Raw genomic sequence first — 16,247 nt, 5'->3', positions numbered from 1 at the left:
AAAAATAAGCCGGATAAAATGAACCAAGATACCATTTGTGCCATAGCCACCGCCCAAGGGGGAGCCATAGGATGCATCCGTGTCTCCGGACCGGATGCCATAGAGATAACATCCCGCATATTTACCCCTGCCCGGAAGGGGAAGAAGCTGAAGGATGCCAAGCCATATACACTTACCTTCGGTCATATCCATGAAGAAGAAAACATCATAGACGAAGTACTTGTCAGCTTATTCCGTGCCCCCCACTCGTATACAGGCGAGGATAGCACAGAAATCATGTGCCACGGTTCGAGCTATATTCTTCAGAAGGTGTTGCAACTGCTCATCGGCAATGGTTGCCGCCTGGCCGCTCCCGGTGAGTACACGCAACGAGCCTTCTTGGGTGGCAAAATGGACCTAAGCCAAGCCGAAGCCGTGGCCGACCTCATCGCCTCCACCTCTGCCGCCACTCACCGCCTCGCCATGAGCCAGATGCGCGGCGGGTTCAGTAAAGAGCTGACCTCACTACGCAACCAATTGTTGCACTTCACATCACTTATAGAACTGGAACTGGACTTCAGCGACCATGAAGAACTGGAATTTGCCGACCGCTCCGAGCTATGTCTCCTGGCAGACGGCATAGAGCAGGTAATTTCCCGTCTAGTGCAATCCTTCAGTGTAGGCAATGCCATCAAGAACGGTGTGCCCGTAGCCATCATCGGCGAAACGAATGCTGGTAAATCCACCCTGCTGAATGCACTACTAAACGAGGAACGAGCCATTGTAAGCGACATACACGGGACAACCCGAGATGTGATAGAAGACACAGTCAATCTTGGCGGGATAACTTTCCGGTTTATTGATACGGCAGGCATACGCGAAACGAGCGACACCATCGAGAGCCTAGGAATTGAGCGAACCTTCCAGAAATTGGAGCAGGCGGAAATCGTGCTCTGGGTAGTTGATGCCACGAATGCCGTCTCACGGATACCACAACTAACTGCCCAGATACTTCCCCGTTGCGAAGGGAAACGGCTCATTCTCGTATTCAACAAGGCCGATCTGGTGCAGGATGCCTCAACCATCCTCACCCCCAGTTTCACCCTGGCCGCTACTAATGTGCAATGCATCTCCATCTCTGCCAAAGGGCGTACCAACCTCGACAAGCTTCAGCAAATGCTAATCTCTGCCGCTAACCTGCCCACGGTTACCCAAAACGATGTCATTGTCACGAATATACGCCACTACGAGGCTTTGACCCATGCCTTGGAAGCCATCCACCGGGTCCAACAAGGGATAGCAGAAAATCTATCCGGAGATTTTGTTTCACAAGATATCCGCGAATGTATTTTCCATCTAAGCGATATTGCGGGGGAAGTTACGAACGACATGGTACTTGGGAATATTTTTGAACATTTTTGCATCGGCAAATGATAGCTTAGAAACTGCCATAAGCAACCATAGCCAATTAAAAGAAAGTCGCTGATAACCAGCGGCTTTTCTTTTTATATGGTTTTCAGTCAAATCTGACTGGTTGCGGATTTCCAGCATTATTTTGTACCATAATTCTACCGCTGAACAATTAAGCGGACACTTCGCACTCATCATAGCGACATCTTGGACACGATGTGAGACGCTATGAAAATGAGCGGAACCGCTATAGAAGACACAGTGTGAGACGCTGTGAGAAATTGTGAGACGCATTGAGACAGAATAGGCGAAATTAAAGGCGACCAATATATGGAAATCCAAAGAAAATGCCAGTGGTGCGGCAAACCATTTATAGCACACACGATGGTAACACGCTATTGCAGCAAATCGTGCAATGAAAAAGCGTACAAAGAGAAGAAGCGGAAGCAGAGGTTACAGGAATACGAGGAACGGCAAAATGAGCAGCCCATGCAGGAAGTCGGTATCGTAGGAAGCAAGCTGTATCTCTCCCCTGCCGAAACCGCAACCCTTTTAGGCATCAGTCGCGCCACCATATACCGACACATGGCTGCTGGTATCATTCGGGCGTTGCAACTTCGCGGGCGCACCATTATACGCAAAGCCGACATTGAAAAAATGTTCGACAATGCACCCGACTACAAGAAACGCAGCTATGGACGGAAACAGACCGTTCTCTATTACACCACGAATGAGATTCTGGAGAAATACCAAATTCAGAAGAAAACACTGTATCGTCGATGCAAATTATACAACATCCCAAAAGTAGAAGAAGGCAATCGTGTGTTCTACAACCGCACCCTTATAGACAAATACTTTGCCGACCTTGCCGAAGAAATTAATCCGGACTGTTATTATACCCCGGAGCAGGTCATGGAAAAGTACGGTATGAGCCGTAATGCCGTTGTCACCTTTGCCCTGCGGCACAATATCCCCCGAATCAACCGCCACCACGAGGTGTATTATTCCCGTGCCCATATAGACGCGATTAAGGAAAAGCAGGAGAAGCTGAATCCTGACTATTATACCTACGATGAAATCACCGAGAAATACGGACTTACCAAAATTAATATCAGCTACTATGTCAACAAATACGACATCAAACGCTTCAAGCAAGGAAGCCGAACAATGGTGCTACGTTCCGAGTTTGACAAAGTCTATATAGAGCATTGTGATGGAACATATACACCCAAGAAACGGGAAAAGAAAAGCGACCTGCCGAAAGAGACCTTTGTAATCCCTGAAGGTTATTACTCATCCGAGCAAATTGCGGCAACCTATCAGATGAACAGAAAAACCATTTGCAAGCTATGCCGTGAAAACGACATTCCTAAAATCAGTCATGGTGGGTTCAATTATTACGTGCAACTGTCAGTTGACAGATTCTTTGCCAAATACAAGGCTGCAGACAATATAAAGGAATGGATTAGTGCGGAGCAAATGGAGGAAATCTATGGTATGAGCAAAGATGCCAGATGCTCATTTGTACATCGCCATAAAATCCCGTCCCGTGTTGTTTATGGCAAAGTCCAATATTCAAAAGACCATATCGACATCATCAAAAGCGGAGGTTTCGACCAACGGGAAATGTATTACAGCGTAACCGAAGCAATGGAAAAATATAGCCTGCGTAGGGATGATGTCTACAATTATGCGAGGTATAACAAGATACGGAAGATGCATCACGGAAAGTCCATGTTCCTGTTGAAAGAGGATTTTGACAAGGTGATGGCTGAAAAATCCGGTATCTGAGAATTATTCCGCACAGACAAGAATCATTTTCAGCAATGGCAGTCATCAGCATTGTTTCATTGTATTGGTTTGCAACAAATTAATCACCAATTATAAAAACATATCATTATGCACGAATGTAAAACTGTAACATTGAGGACAAGACCTCTAAAGAAAAACATGTTGTCGTTCTATCTGGATTATTATCCCGGTTATCGCGACAAAGAAAGTATGAAGGTAATCCGTCATGAATCTTTGGGTATCTACATCTACGCCGAACCAAAGAACCAACGGGAACAGAACTTTAATGCCGTCATGTCGGAAAAAGCGGAAGCCATCCGATGCCGACGTTTTGAATCCATCGTAAATGAGCGGTACGATTTCTTTGACAAGAGCAAGATGAAAGGAGATTTTCTTGCCTATTATAAGAAGACACTCCGCAGGCACGACCAGAAATGGGAGTTCGTATATCTGCATTTCTTCAATTTCGTGGGTGGAAAATGTTCGTTCGAGGAAATTGATGTGGACTTATGCAACAAGTTCAGAGAGTATCTGCTTAATGCAAAACAACTTAGACGTCCTGAGCGTCCCATATCACGCAATTCGGCTGTGGGCTACTGGTCCACATTCAGAGGATTTCTCAAAATACTCTATCGCAACAAGTTGATTCACTCCAATGTAAATGATTTCTTGGAGAAGATAGAGCCGGAAGATGTAGTGAAAGACTACCTGAGCATAGATGAACTGTACAGATTGGCAGAAACACCTTGCAAGATACCGGTTCTGAAAACAGCCTCGTTATTCTCTTGCCTTACAAGTCTGAGAATCAGCGATATTCTCACTTTGCGATGGGAAGAAATCGTGGACTTTGCTGCCGGAGGAAAATGCGTCCACACCGTCACTCAAAAGACAAAAACAGAAGACATCATCCCCATTAGTGACGAAGCCTTGCAATTGATTGGTTATTCTCCCGAAAAGACAGGGCTGGTATTCAAAGGATTGAAAAGATGCTGGACGCAATACCCCATGAAAGAGTGGATTCGAGCCGCAGGTATCACCAAAAACATCACCTTCCATTCATATCGAAGGACATTCGCCACTTTACAGGCTGCTGCCGGAACAGACATCCGAACCATCCAAAGCATCATGGCACACAAGAGCATCACCACAACCCAACGATACATGAAAGTGGTGGATAGCAACAAGCGAAAAGCCAGCAACAAAATTTCCTTGATCCGTAAGTATTAACGGTCATTTTTGCCTCTTTTATATGGTTAGAGTATGATTTTCGAGTATGATTCATATTCTAACCATAAATTATTTGTAAATATCAGTCCAATAACCATTAGTATTTATGGTTATATGGAAATTAGTGCTGAACTTTACGCCATAAAACAGTAAACAATCACAACTATATGGAGAATAATATACAAGTTCAGAAAGCAGCTGATATCAGCAGTTTGGCTGGAGTGGTCATCGTTTCACTCTCGGCACTCACCGCATACAATATCGGTGAAAAGTTCAATCACAACATCCTGTTTGATGCCACCATTTTTATTATCTCTTTGGTAATGCTTATTTTGACCTTTGCCATATTCCGCAAAGTAATGGCAGGGCTTTTTACAACAATCTCAAGTAGTACTACAAATAAGCAAGTACAAAGCGAATGTTCGCAAGAAAGCAGCCATCAAAATGCTAATCAAGATCCAGTCGAAGAGGAACAGATACCTGATAGTTTGGAGAGATATGAGAGCATTCTTGTGGAAGAGCAACTGAAGGAGGTGAAACGGAAAAGGGACATCATGATAGCTATCCGCGAATATGTAGTGGAAAAGACCTCGAAATATCTCTCAAAAGAGAATATCAGCACACTATTCCAGAATATAGAGTGTATTGCCGAAAACCGGGTTAATGATTGTCAGCCAATCCATTCAACTAAAGAAGCAAAAATCAGTTCTCCCTCTTTAAGACACTTAGCTTGGAATATCGGTGAACGGCTTGGAGTCTCCCGTCGCGACAGAGCGATATTCATTAAATCTTCTTTCCCATACGAATTGCGCAACGCCGATATTGAATATCTGGAAGCCAATTTGCGCGTCAATGTCCCATGCGACATTCCTATTGACGTGCCGGACAAAGGAGATTTCCACTTTCACAACAATACTTGAAAATTAAATCGTGCAGACGGTAATCATTGTTCCGGCTGACAGATTTCTGCAAAATTTCATTCTGTTGGTTTGCAGCATATTAATTCTAATTATTGAAGGTATGAACACAACAGATTTGACTTTTAACGACCTGCCCAAAGTGGTAGGCGAACTGTGCGAGAAAATCGCAGGAATGGAAAATTTACTTAGGGACACTCTTAACCGCCAAAGCGAACCAAAAGAGAATTTGCACGTACCAATGACAGTGCAGGAAGCCTGTGCCTATCTGAAAATGCCAGTCTCCACCTTTTATTACAAGATAAAGAAGGACAACATTCCGGTTATCAAACAAGGAAAGCACCTTTATATCTATCGTGACGAGCTCGACAAATGGCTAGAGGCATCTCGCAAAACTTCAGCACCTCTCACCTATGAGGAAGAAAACGAAGCGATGTATGCCTCACACCGTCGCAAGCCTAATCCTAAAAACTGGTGAATATGGAAACGGCAACACCCATTGAGGAGCTTGCTCAAATCACTACGAGATGGCAAGATACTATGCTCAGTCTGGAAAAGGTGTACGAACAGGAGCCGGAAGTCCTGAGTATAGGCGGAGTGGCTATCGGGACATTGGGAAATTTCAGTGCATCCATTGGCAAGGCAAAAAGCAAAAAGACCTTCAACGTGTCGGCTATGGTGGCAGCAGCTTTGTCCGGAAAGAAAGTCCTTAACTACACAACGGATTTTCCTGATGGGAAAAACCGCATCCTTTACATTGACACAGAACAGAGTCAGAATCATTGCATGATTGTAATGCAACGTATCATGAAACTGGCAGAGTTGCCGGCTAATGAAGATTGCGCCCGTTTCTATTTTCTCGCTCTACGCAAGTTCAATCCGAAGGAGCGTTTGGCTATCATAGACGATGCCATCAGTCAGATTGAAGGGCTTGGTTTTGTCGTGATTGACGGAATCCGCGACTTGGTTTATGACATCAATTCACCGAGTGAAGCCACATGTGTAATATCCAAACTTATGCAGTGGACTGACGAATACCAGATTCATCTTCACACCATTCTTCATCAGAACAAAAGTGATGAAAATGCCCGTGGACACATTGGCACGGAAATCAACAACAAAGCGGAAACGGTCATCCAAATCGAGAAAGACAAGGACGACAGCAAAATCAGCAAAGTGGAAAGTGTGCATACCCGCTCAAAGGACTTCCTGCCATTCGCTTTCTACATCAATGACCAATCGCTTCCCGAACTTCTGCCGGACTATGTGCCGACCAAGAAAAGTGCTGGTCGTCCCAAGCAAGAACCATTCTCCCCAGGTAAGAACATTCACGAATCCACCCATCGCAAGGCTCTCGAACTGGCTTTTGAGGGGAAAGAGACTATTTCGGGATATAAAGCTTTGGAAGAAGAACTGACCACTGCCTACGAACTGGCAGGAACAAAATTGAATCACAACAAGATTGTGGAAACAATTAAGTTTCTCACGAACAAACGGATGGTGGTTCAGGAAAACCGCGGCATTTATCGTTTCATGCCCGATTACCACTATTGACTCTCCACTTGACTTTATTCTCAAAGCGTATATTCTTGTATAAGCCAAAGTTAAGTACAACGACTGGTTTCATGATAATTCTTGAAACTGGTCGTTGCCGTCTTATCTCCCAAACCTATCTTTTTAAGCCAAGGGCTTGCCCGTTGTACAGACATTATCTTGTATGGGGAGCCTAATACCCCAAGCGACCAAGCGGTCGTTTGAGAGTGCCAATTTTCCAGCAAGCTGATTGGATGAAAAATAGCGTTATTTAAGCACTTTTTCTTTTCACCAGCCTCTTCCTCATCTTTCTCGACAAAAAGCGAAATTTGCACACTTAATTGCACCCTGGGCCTGCTCATTATACGACCTCCATTGAGTTAGGGTAACTCAATATTCCAAGCGATAAAGCGCTCGTGAGAAGTTGTCAATCCAAGGCAAGTAGAATATGGCTTTATTGCGATTATAGAATACCTTAACTCTCCACGCAATCATGTTTTGGTTGGGCTATCCTCTGTTTGATAGCTGGCAGGGATAAGCGCATTTCAATAATGCTTTTACGAACTCTTTTATGAACCCTACTGGTTCTTTTATGAACTCTTATGTGAACTCTTTTCCTGGTGTTAGGTTGATATTCCAGAGTAATGTCAGCCACCATAAATGCGATACTCGATAATGAACACAGAACTATTGTCCGAACTCTTGCCTATCAGTCGAAACGAATCTGCCAGATTCTTTAGGTCGATTTTGCCAACCTCAGATGGTTCTGTTACGAACTCAAAAATTGCCAATCACTTTGGAACAGAGAGTGAGAGAATTGCATTTGAACATCCTCCCACTCTTTATTCGTCATTTACCAAGAGACTTGAATACTTTTGCAATACACCGCTTTTTCTGTTCCATATTTGGATGAACATATAAATCCAAAGTTGTTGAAATATTAGAATGCCCTAACAATACACTAACGGTTTTGTAGTCACAACCAGCTTCTATACAACGAGTGGCAAAACTATGACGAAGCCCATGGTATTTTAATTTGGGAATACCCAACTTCGCCATTAATTTGCCGTAATAATTACGGTAGGTACGAGGTTCGGTTGGATATTCATCATTAGTCAAGACATAGAACTCTTCATTGACGACCTTCTTTAGTGGTTTTACCATTGCAAGAAGCTCCTTTGTAATGGGAATTTCCCGACATGAGTTTTGAGTCTTGGGAGTATTGATAACTAATTCGGTATGTTTCTCCATCCCATTAATAATGTAAATACGTTCAATTGTACGATTAACAGTAATCGTGCCCTCAGAAACATTGATGTCACTCCACTTTAAAGCACAGACTTCCCCTATGCGCAGTCCCGTACAAAGACTGATGTAGATACCCAGCCCGGCAAAGGAGAAATGGCTTTGAATATGACTGAGTATTTTCTTGTGATTAGCGACTGACAATACTTCCAATTCTTTGGTTATTGAAGGAGACGGATATTTGATGTCCCACTCCTGATAGTCCATCCATTCATTTTTAACTCCGAATTTCATTACCATTTTAAGGACAATCAGAATGTCCTTGACGGATTTCACACTCATTCCATTCTCAATTTTCCGCAAAACAAAGTCTTGCACAGCCTGTTCATGGAGTGCATAACTTTCTCCAAAATTTGGAAGAATGTGATTCTCCAAGATAAGCACATAAGCAGCCATTGTGGACTGCTTCACATAAGGTTGTTTGTACTCTTTCCATGCAACCGAGATTTCTCTAATTGTTTTTTGTCCCATAATCGTATATTTATATTGTACATATAATTAGAGAATAATAAATCACTGATGTTCCCCATTTGAGATTTCCGGAATTTCAGGAGGAGTGGAAGAAGTGCAAGTTGGGGGATTTGTGTAATGTATTAATGTGCAAGCGTATTTTAGCTTCTCAAACAAACACAGAGGATGGCGTTCCTTTTTATAAGATTGGAACAATTGGTAGTACTCCAGATGCCTATATATCGAAAGAATTATTTGACGACTATAAGGTGAAGTATAGCTATCCTCACAAAGGAGAGGTTATGATAACTTGTGCAGGAACAGTAGGGAAATGTGTCGTCTATGATGGGGAAGATGCGTATTTCCAAGATTCAAATATTGTGTGGATTGATAATCCTACACAAAACATAAGCAATGGATTCTTATTTCATCTTTTGAGTAAAGTAGATTGGCGAAAATTAAATTCTACAACAATAATCAGAATTTACAATGATGATTTGCGCAACTTGAAAATGAGTTATCCACAAAAAGAAGAACAGCAAAAGATAAGTCATTTACTGTCGCTTCTTGATGAGCGTATTACCACCCAAAACAAAATCATTGAGGATTTGAAGAAACTAAAGTCTGCGATTATTGAAAGGCATTATAACCAAACCGAAAAACAGACAGTCTTTATTGCGGATTTGGGTGAACCTTTCAATGTTGGTAATTTGTCAAAGGATGATTTATCCGAAACTGGTAATCCCTGTATTATTTATGGAGAGCTGTTTACGACCTATGGAGAAACCATATCTCAAATAGAAAGCCATACCAACAAAAAAGAAGGCATGACATTGAGTAAGAAAGGGGATTTGTTGTTTCCTACTTCAACAACAGTTGATGCAATATCCTTAATTGCTCCATCTGTAATTAACGTAGATGGGGTTATATTGGGTGGTGATATGTTTGGAATTCACATCAGTACTAACTTTAATGCCCAATATTTAAGTTACTACTTCAATCATATCGCCAAAAGACAATTGGCAAAATTTGCAAAGGGCAGCACCATAATTCATTTGCATTATACTGACATTGAAAAAGCCAGACTATTGTTACCTTCTTTGGAAGAACAAAATAAGATGGCCAACTGCTTGATTTCATTAGATGAAAAGATAAGAGTTGAGAAGTCCTATCTTCAATTGCTCGATAAACAAAAAGCGTATTTACTTCGTCAGATGTTTATATGAACATCTGACGAAGTAGGTATTGCCGTTGTGTAGTGTAACAATTCAATATGCGCTGTTCTCGTGCTATCTTTGATAACAATGTGCTCATAATCTGAGCTACTTGTTTCTGTTCATCCATAGATGGAATACAATGAATGGTATTAAAGTAATCTATAACAGAGATATTAAGCAAACCATGATTTCTTGCACCCTCACCTGCTATATCTGCAACAGCTTTATGCCATTTCTTTGACTCAAAATAATAGACGAGAAAATCAGAATCCACTTTAGCAGAATCTGGACGGAAACAAATATATAAAGGAGATAATACACCTTGTTCATAATTGTCCAAGCGTTTTACCGTACCCCAAACATAATCGCCCGAATAACTTTTATTATAAGCAAAATCTCCATTTTGTAAAAGGTAATATCCTGACAAATTTTCACTAGCAACATTCTTGTTGAAAAATTCTTCTTGACTTACAAGTCCATATTGAGCTGCTATCGTCAAAACTCGCTTACATTGCTCTTCTGTGTTTTTACAACGGATTCTATGGCAAATTTCGGAAAGACGTATAATTTGCCAATTATCGGAAAAGCCATGTAACCTTACTTCTGGTTGCTTATTTTTTGGACTGCAAAAAAGTTTTTCAATAATCGCAGACCTATAAGCCGAACAATCCTTAATCAGGGGAATAAATGACTCTTTATATGCTCAATATGGTAATGAGGTTAAAACCTCTTTTGCAAATCTCGGCTCTTCGTACTCTGGTTTATCGGGTAAATCAGCACAAGACTTTGGTTCTGGAAAACCATTCATAACTTACTTGAATGTGTATTCTAACAATGTCATCAATGAAAAAGATTTCCAATTTGTGGCAATCAGAGATAATGAGAAACAGAATGTTGTTGAATATGGTGATGTATTATTCACGCTGTCATCGGAAACACCTGAAGAAGTTGGTATAGGTTCTGTATATCTTGGTAAGGAAAAAGTCTATCTGAATAGCTTTTGTTTTGGTATCCATATTACAAATACAGAAGTGGTTTATTCTCCATATCTATCTTACTATGTATCTTCAACTCCTTTTCGTAAATTTATCTATCCTTATGCACAAGGAAGCACAAGGTTCAACCTTTGTAAGGCAGACTTTGAAAAGGCAAGTATCAAACTGCCCTCTTTGGAAAACCAAAAACGAATATATTCCATATTGAGTCATATAGAAAGTAAAACAGAAACAGAGAAGAGTCTGCTTGACTTATATAATTCTCAAAAGCAGTATCTGCTCCGCCAGATGCTTATATAAACATCTGACGAAGCAAGTATTGCTTCTGCAAACTAAGATTGGTCAAAATTCTCTGTTCTACTGATAGTTTGTTATCTATTGCTGACAGTAATTCCACATATTTGAGTTGTTCCGTATATGATGGGCAAAATATTTTGGCTTTGCCATAATCCTTGAAATATATGTGAGGTATAGCCATGCCTGTTTTATAAGGTTCAAAGTTGAATACTTTTAGCATATAGTATAGGTATTGAAGCAAATAGCCATCTTTAGCTTGTAAAGTGTTCAATGTCCCTGTTGCAGAACACTTGCCAGTAACATAAGAGACTGTTCCTACACCCGAACCATCTTTAATAATGTAGACAGCTTCATCTTCTGTACTATAATCATCGAAATAGCCAACGATGCCATTTGCACCGTATACAGGATAGGTTCCATTTTCACAGATATCACTTTCTTGCAGAGTGGATGAACTACATTCTAAGCATTCTGATAAAAGAACATTTGGCTGGTTGTTGCGAGCAATATTCTGTGCAATTCCCCTGATTAAGGACTGCAACTTGTCAATGATTTTGTTTTGGGTAGCGATACGCTCATCTAAAAGATTTAGAAAGTAACCTGTTTTATCTTGTTCCTCAATACTTGTTGTATAATTAGGCAACTTTTCAAAATTCGATTTTGACAGTATAGGAACAGCCTGCACTCCTACTTCTGACAGATAGCGAGGGAATGCACGACTAATTGCGTAGTAAACAAAATCATTATTGCTTTTTTCATTTACTATAATCGAATTAATTTGTTGATTAGATGACATAGTTTCTACTGCCATTCCCATTTTTCCTATTGTAGAACCAATACAAGTCACCAAAATGCTTCCTTTGGGAATAATTCTCGTTTTCTTAAATCCACTCTCTGACAATTTTGTTTTGGTGTCATTTATCTTCTTACCCGTTCCCAAATCAGCAGGAGAAGCCCATAAGTATGAACCATTGTTGTAGTACTCTGCATTGTTTGTTGGCGGAGTGTTCCCTGTAATCACTTCTCCATAATCTTGAATTATACATTTCTTCCACTCCCCACTGAACTCTGGAAATCTCAAATGGGGAACATTAAGGTTCTTCGAACCTTTTATCTTCTCACACTCGGCAGAGCAAGCAACCTCGTTCTGCTCTCGCTCAATCGAAGATTTGAGGACCTTTTTATCTTTATTATCTATTGCCATAGTTATCATTCTTTTGTAGGATTCAAATCAAATGGAAGCAATGGAGTTTCATCATTACCCTCATTAAAACGATCAAAATCAGATATGTATGATTTATCTTGAATCAGTTTATATTTTTCGTATTCTCTATAAGCCTTATCTCTTGCTTCTTCTTGTGTCACTTTCCCGGCTGTATCGCACAGCTCGTAATCCATCGTTGCAAGATATTGTTGAAGGAACTTTTTCCAATCATCCATAGTTGAAACAATATGACGTGAAGCACGTGATTCTGCCATATCAAGAAAGGCTGTTGTAATAAGATTCAGCTGGGACAATTCAGAATCTGACAAGTAATTTTTCGCGACGATGGTATCAGACTTTTGCACTCTTCCGTCAGGGGCTTTCTTCCATGTGGTAAGTCCCATATAAGGTTGCTCAGAATCGGCCCGCTGATAGATAATTTCCGCAGCTGTATGATGGGTAACAGCAAGGTGCATCATATTCTGTACCATCTTGAAGAACAACTTTGTATCTTCAGATTTCGGGTCGTAATCTGCACTACATTCTGCATAAATGTCAGTTATCTTTTGGTAATATCTGCGCTCTGAAGTACGTATCTCACGAATACGCTCAAGCAAATCGTCAAAATAGTCCTTTCCGAAATGTTTGCCTTGTTTCAGCCTCTCGTCATCAAGGGCATATCCTTTAATGATAAACTCTTTCAGCACTGAAGTTGCCCAAATGCGGAATTGAGTAGCTTGATAGCTGTTTACTCGATACCCCACCGCTACAATAGCATCGAGGTTGTAGAATAGCGGCATACGCTCCACTTCCCGGTCTCCTTCTGTTTGAACTATCCCAATTTTTCGGATAGTTGCCTCTTTGGAAAGTTCTCCTGTTTCGTAAATTTGTCCGAGATGATAATTTATGGTTCTTACATCAACCCCAAACAAATCCGCCATTCTTTTTTGTGACATCCAGAATGTTTCGCTGTTGAAAATGACTTCTACCCGTGCTTCTCCTTGGGCTGTTTTATACAATAATATATTAGAACTTAGCGAATTATGCATAAATTCTGCCATTGAGACAGATTGCGAGAAAAAGTCTCGTGCCTGTTGAACAAGCAACTTTTTGCCATCAGCATTTTCCGCAATAATTATACATGCCATACGAGAAAGACGGAATATATTCACCTTGCGGAATGAACCGTTTCCAATCCTTACCATATCAACCGCTTGGTTGAAATGCTCGTCCACATTCATTCCTTTCTCTCCGGCTACCTTGATGGCTTTGTCTATGACCCGTTGGAATTTCCAATAAGCAGAATAGCCCATTGCACCACAAAGGTCACGGGAACTCCAGTATTTGTTCCCGTTTTCATCCTTGCGGCATATATTCTCAAATGAAGGTGTCATCTGAGATATGTTGTCATTTTCACCCATTGCTATTACTTTCTGAACTATTCTACAATGCCTAATTCTTTCAGGTACACTTCAATCTCTTTATCGAGTTCAGCACGTTTGGCTTCCAATTCCTTTATTTCTGCCATTACAGCTTTAATATCAATAGGTTCTTCCTCTTCAAAGGTATCAACATAACGAGGAATATTCAAATTGTAATCATTCTCGGCTATTTCTTGAAGAGAGGCAAGATGACTATACTTTTCTATTTCCTTACGGTCACGATAGGTCTCAACAATCTTTTGAATATGCTGTTCCCTAAGCTTGTTTTGTGTCTTGACCTTTTCAAACTCTTTGCTGGCATCAATGAAAAGGATATTATCATCCTCCTTGCGACATTTCTTGAATACAAGAATACAGGTCGGGATGCTCGTACCATAGAAAATATTGGCAGGCAAACCGATAATGGCATCCACATAGTTTTTCTTTTCTATGAGAAAACGACGGATCACTCCCTCTGCATTTCCTCGGAATAGTACACCATGCGGAGCAACACAAGCCATCGTACCACCTTCGTTCAAGTGGTAAATCATGTGCAGGATAAAAGCATAGTCGGCTGTCTTGCGTGGTGCAAGTCTTCCTGCCTTACTGAAACGGTCATCGGTATTGAATTTGTCGGCAGCACTCCATTCGGCAGAGAACGGAGGATTTGCTACAACAGCATCAAATTGGGTGTCGCCAAAGGCATCCCATTCAAGTGTATCACCGTTTTCTATCTTGAAATTACTGAACTTAATGCCGTGAAGCAACATATTCATTCGAGCAAGATTGTAGGTTGTCGGATTCTTTTCCTGTCCGTAAATATCTACTGCATTGCCAATACTTGCAGCACGAAGCAACAACGAGCCGCTACCGCAAGTAGGGTCATAGACATTGCGCAAACGCTGATGTCCTATAGAGACGATTTCTGCCAAGATACGGCTGACTTCCTGCGGAGTATAGAATTCTCCGGCTTTCTTTCCGGCTCCTGCAGCAAACTGTGAAATCATATATTCGTAAGCATCACCCAATATATCAATCTCTTGCGATGCCTCTAATCCAAAATCTATATCGTCTAATGCAAGAAGCACATTACTAACGAGCGTATTTTTATCATCAGCTGTCTTGCCCAATTTGGGCGAAGCCAAGTCAATATCTGAGAACAAACCGCCAAAATCATCTTCGCTGTCCTGTCCCAAAGTACTGTCCTCGATACGCTTCAATGAGCGTTCAAGCATAGGTAAAATGTTTTCTTTTCGCTTGATAGCTTCAATTACTGACGAAAACAAAAATTTGGGCTCAATGAAATAACCGATATTCTCCAGGCATTGGTTTTGTGCTTCCTCCTGTAGTTCCACAGCATCAGCATCCTCCATTTCCCACAATTCCTTAAAGGTTATATCATCATCTGCCAAAGCATTGTTGGCGTATTTTTCTATTTTCTCTGACAAGTATTTATAGAAGATGAAACCTAATGTAAAATACATAAAGTCGCTTGCCGACATATTACCTCGCAAACGGTTTGCGACCTCCCAAAGCTGGTCACGGAGTTTCTGTTGTAATTCTTCGCTCATATTATCTTATTCCTTATTCTTATTTATTGTTTGACGCAACAAGTTAAAAACATAATCTATTTCTGCATCGTTTTTCAATGGGAAACGAACTTCATATGCCCCATTTCCCCAATGTCCAACTTCTGACACATCACGAGTAATACCTTCTGGGTCTTTGAGTGTTCCTTTCTTAGCATTGAGAAACAGTCTTATTCCCTTGTTTTGCATAACTATATCACAAAATACCTTTCCTCCTATTTTGAAACCTATAGTTTTCTTTTTTGGATATATTGTAATATCCTCTCCGTATGATAGCAAAAACTCTTTGATTTCCGTATAGATGTTGAGAAAATCATCTTCAATGTTCTCTAAATGATCCTGTTCGCTATATACTTTAATTTCTTTGCTTACCGTTGTTATTGTCTCACTATTAGAGACCGTTTTAATACTTTCCTTACTTGAACGGTTTACTATCTGTTCAAAGGAAAGCATATCATTTGTAAAACGTTTAATTTCCCATAGTTCTATAGGCAAATCTTTGAAATTGATAGCTTCTTTTTGATAAGTTGTAAAATTAGGTGAAACAAACAATACCTTTGACTGAGACCAATCCACATCGTTTCGTTTGAGTACTCCCGATTTAGACTCGTTGTACTCTAAAATAAATTCAGCCTTGTTATTTAACATCAGGGATAGATAAGCATAACCTTGGTCTATTACACTAAAATTCTTATCTCTTTTATATTCTAATATAACAAAGGATTTTTTCTCTGAATCAAAAGCCAAAGAGTCTATACGGAAAGAACCAATAGAAAATTCCGCCTTGATGAAATCAAGCCCAAGCAACGTCTGTAGATTCCTTTCAACGATGTTTTGAATTTCCTTCTCCAACTTAAATGGCTTCTCTTTTATAAGCGTTAGTTGCTCATTATTTATTTTGTATGTTGACAT

15 protein-coding genes are annotated in these 16,247 nt (G+C 40.7%); 8 read left to right on the top strand and 7 right to left on the bottom strand.

Annotated features, from left to right (window positions below; all coding sequences use genetic code 11):
* Positions 1-18 precede the first annotated feature (18 nt).
* The 6 genes from mnmE to H1A11_RS03020 all read left to right on the top strand — a co-directional run bounded on the left by mnmE (position 19) and on the right by H1A11_RS03020 (position 6,878).
* Positions 19-1,413, top strand: coding sequence for a tRNA uridine-5-carboxymethylaminomethyl(34) synthesis GTPase MnmE (gene mnmE / locus H1A11_RS03045; protein ID WP_117967084.1), 1,395 nt, complete (start codon positions 19-21; stop codon positions 1,411-1,413).
* Between the two features lie 306 nt (positions 1,414-1,719).
* On the top strand, positions 1,720-3,180 hold the full coding sequence (locus H1A11_RS03040) for a helix-turn-helix domain-containing protein (RefSeq protein ID WP_181757700.1): 1,461 nt from the start codon (positions 1,720-1,722) through the stop codon (positions 3,178-3,180).
* A gap of 108 nt (positions 3,181-3,288) precedes the next feature.
* A complete protein-coding gene (locus tag H1A11_RS03035) occupies positions 3,289-4,407 on the top strand; it encodes a site-specific integrase (protein ID WP_181757699.1) in 1,119 nt (372 codons plus the stop codon).
* 167 nt (positions 4,408-4,574) lie between these two features.
* Entirely contained in the window at positions 4,575-5,327 is a 753-nt protein-coding gene (locus H1A11_RS03030; protein WP_181757698.1) for a hypothetical protein, read from the top strand.
* Positions 5,328-5,427: 100 nt separating this feature from the next.
* On the top strand, positions 5,428-5,802 hold the full coding sequence (locus H1A11_RS03025) for a helix-turn-helix domain-containing protein (RefSeq protein ID WP_176931795.1): 375 nt from the start codon (positions 5,428-5,430) through the stop codon (positions 5,800-5,802).
* A 2-nt stretch (positions 5,803-5,804) separates the two neighbouring features.
* Entirely contained in the window at positions 5,805-6,878 is a 1,074-nt protein-coding gene (locus tag H1A11_RS03020; RefSeq protein ID WP_181757697.1) for an AAA family ATPase, read from the top strand.
* 50 nt (positions 6,879-6,928) lie between these two features.
* Here the strand turns inward: H1A11_RS03020 and H1A11_RS03015 are convergent, their stop codons facing one another.
* Positions 6,929-7,204, bottom strand: coding sequence for a hypothetical protein (locus tag H1A11_RS03015; RefSeq protein WP_181757696.1), 276 nt, complete (start codon positions 7,202-7,204; stop codon positions 6,929-6,931).
* Positions 7,205-7,706: 502 nt separating this feature from the next.
* Positions 7,707-8,633: a site-specific integrase gene (locus tag H1A11_RS03010; protein WP_008768525.1), complete on the bottom strand. Its 927-nt coding sequence runs from the start codon at positions 8,631-8,633 to the stop codon at positions 7,707-7,709.
* A gap of 125 nt (positions 8,634-8,758) precedes the next feature.
* On the opposite strand from H1A11_RS03010, the gene H1A11_RS03005 reads away from it, so the two are divergent.
* Positions 8,759-9,838 (top strand): restriction endonuclease subunit S, encoded by a 1,080-nt coding sequence (locus tag H1A11_RS03005; RefSeq protein ID WP_181757695.1) that lies wholly within the window; start codon positions 8,759-8,761, stop codon positions 9,836-9,838.
* Here H1A11_RS03005 and H1A11_RS03000 read toward each other — a convergent pair.
* Positions 9,831-10,397, bottom strand: coding sequence for a restriction endonuclease subunit S (locus tag H1A11_RS03000; protein ID WP_275952314.1), 567 nt, complete (start codon positions 10,395-10,397; stop codon positions 9,831-9,833). The two genes, H1A11_RS03005 and H1A11_RS03000, sit on opposite strands and share 8 nt — an antisense overlap.
* 253 nt (positions 10,398-10,650) lie before the next feature.
* Here H1A11_RS03000 and H1A11_RS02995 point away from each other — a divergent pair, with 253 nt between their 5' ends.
* A complete protein-coding gene (locus tag H1A11_RS02995) occupies positions 10,651-11,124 on the top strand; it encodes a restriction endonuclease subunit S (protein WP_249932098.1) in 474 nt (157 codons plus the stop codon).
* On the opposite strand, the gene H1A11_RS02990 is transcribed toward H1A11_RS02995, so the two are convergent.
* Genes H1A11_RS02990 through H1A11_RS02975 form a run of 4 tightly spaced genes read right to left on the bottom strand, consistent with a single transcriptional unit; the run spans position 11,117 to position 16,247 of the window.
* Complete coding sequence (locus H1A11_RS02990; RefSeq protein ID WP_181757694.1) at positions 11,117-12,325, bottom strand: restriction endonuclease subunit S; 1,209 nt, start codon at positions 12,323-12,325, stop codon at positions 11,117-11,119. The genes H1A11_RS02995 and H1A11_RS02990 overlap by 8 nt on opposite strands.
* A 5-nt stretch (positions 12,326-12,330) precedes the next feature.
* Positions 12,331-13,746, bottom strand: coding sequence for a RhuM family protein (rhuM, locus tag H1A11_RS02985; RefSeq protein WP_032572761.1), 1,416 nt, complete (start codon positions 13,744-13,746; stop codon positions 12,331-12,333).
* Between the two features lie 17 nt (positions 13,747-13,763).
* A complete protein-coding gene (locus H1A11_RS02980) occupies positions 13,764-15,317 on the bottom strand; it encodes a type I restriction-modification system subunit M (protein WP_181757693.1) in 1,554 nt (517 codons plus the stop codon).
* A 6-nt stretch (positions 15,318-15,323) separates the two neighbouring features.
* On the bottom strand, positions 15,324-16,247 hold the full coding sequence (locus H1A11_RS02975; protein ID WP_181757692.1) for a DUF5655 domain-containing protein: 924 nt from the start codon (positions 16,245-16,247) through the stop codon (positions 15,324-15,326).

This window comes from Bacteroides sp. CACC 737, assembly GCF_013874375.1.
Taxonomy (GTDB): domain Bacteria; phylum Bacteroidota; class Bacteroidia; order Bacteroidales; family Bacteroidaceae; genus Bacteroides; species Bacteroides uniformis.
The sequence above is the reverse complement of the archived record's forward strand: the minus strand, read 5'-3'. Positions and strand labels throughout refer to the sequence as shown.

What these genes read in the sequence shown, in the direction of transcription:
- H1A11_RS03005 (WP_181757695.1), top strand. Translation starts at nt 8,759, where the DNA reads ATGTGCAAGCGTATTTTAGCTTCTCAAACAAACACAGAGGATGGCGTT.
- H1A11_RS03030 (WP_181757698.1), top strand. Translation starts at nt 4,575, where the DNA reads ATGGAGAATAATATACAAGTTCAGAAAGCAGCTGATATCAGCAGTTTG.
- H1A11_RS02980 (WP_181757693.1), bottom strand. Translation starts at nt 15,317, where the DNA reads ATGAGCGAAGAATTACAACAGAAACTCCGTGACCAGCTTTGGGAGGTC.
- H1A11_RS03010 (WP_008768525.1), bottom strand. Translation starts at nt 8,633, where the DNA reads ATGGGACAAAAAACAATTAGAGAAATCTCGGTTGCATGGAAAGAGTAC.
- H1A11_RS02990 (WP_181757694.1), bottom strand. Translation starts at nt 12,325, where the DNA reads ATGGCAATAGATAATAAAGATAAAAAGGTCCTCAAATCTTCGATTGAG.
- mnmE (WP_117967084.1), top strand. Translation starts at nt 19, where the DNA reads ATGAACCAAGATACCATTTGTGCCATAGCCACCGCCCAAGGGGGAGCC.
- rhuM (WP_032572761.1), bottom strand. Translation starts at nt 13,746, where the DNA reads ATGGGTGAAAATGACAACATATCTCAGATGACACCTTCATTTGAGAAT.
- H1A11_RS03040 (WP_181757700.1), top strand. Translation starts at nt 1,720, where the DNA reads ATGGAAATCCAAAGAAAATGCCAGTGGTGCGGCAAACCATTTATAGCA.
- H1A11_RS02975 (WP_181757692.1), bottom strand. Translation starts at nt 16,247, where the DNA reads ATGTCAACATACAAAATAAATAATGAGCAACTAACGCTTATAAAAGAG.
- H1A11_RS03020 (WP_181757697.1), top strand. Translation starts at nt 5,805, where the DNA reads ATGGAAACGGCAACACCCATTGAGGAGCTTGCTCAAATCACTACGAGA.
- H1A11_RS03025 (WP_176931795.1), top strand. Translation starts at nt 5,428, where the DNA reads ATGAACACAACAGATTTGACTTTTAACGACCTGCCCAAAGTGGTAGGC.
- H1A11_RS03035 (WP_181757699.1), top strand. Translation starts at nt 3,289, where the DNA reads ATGCACGAATGTAAAACTGTAACATTGAGGACAAGACCTCTAAAGAAA.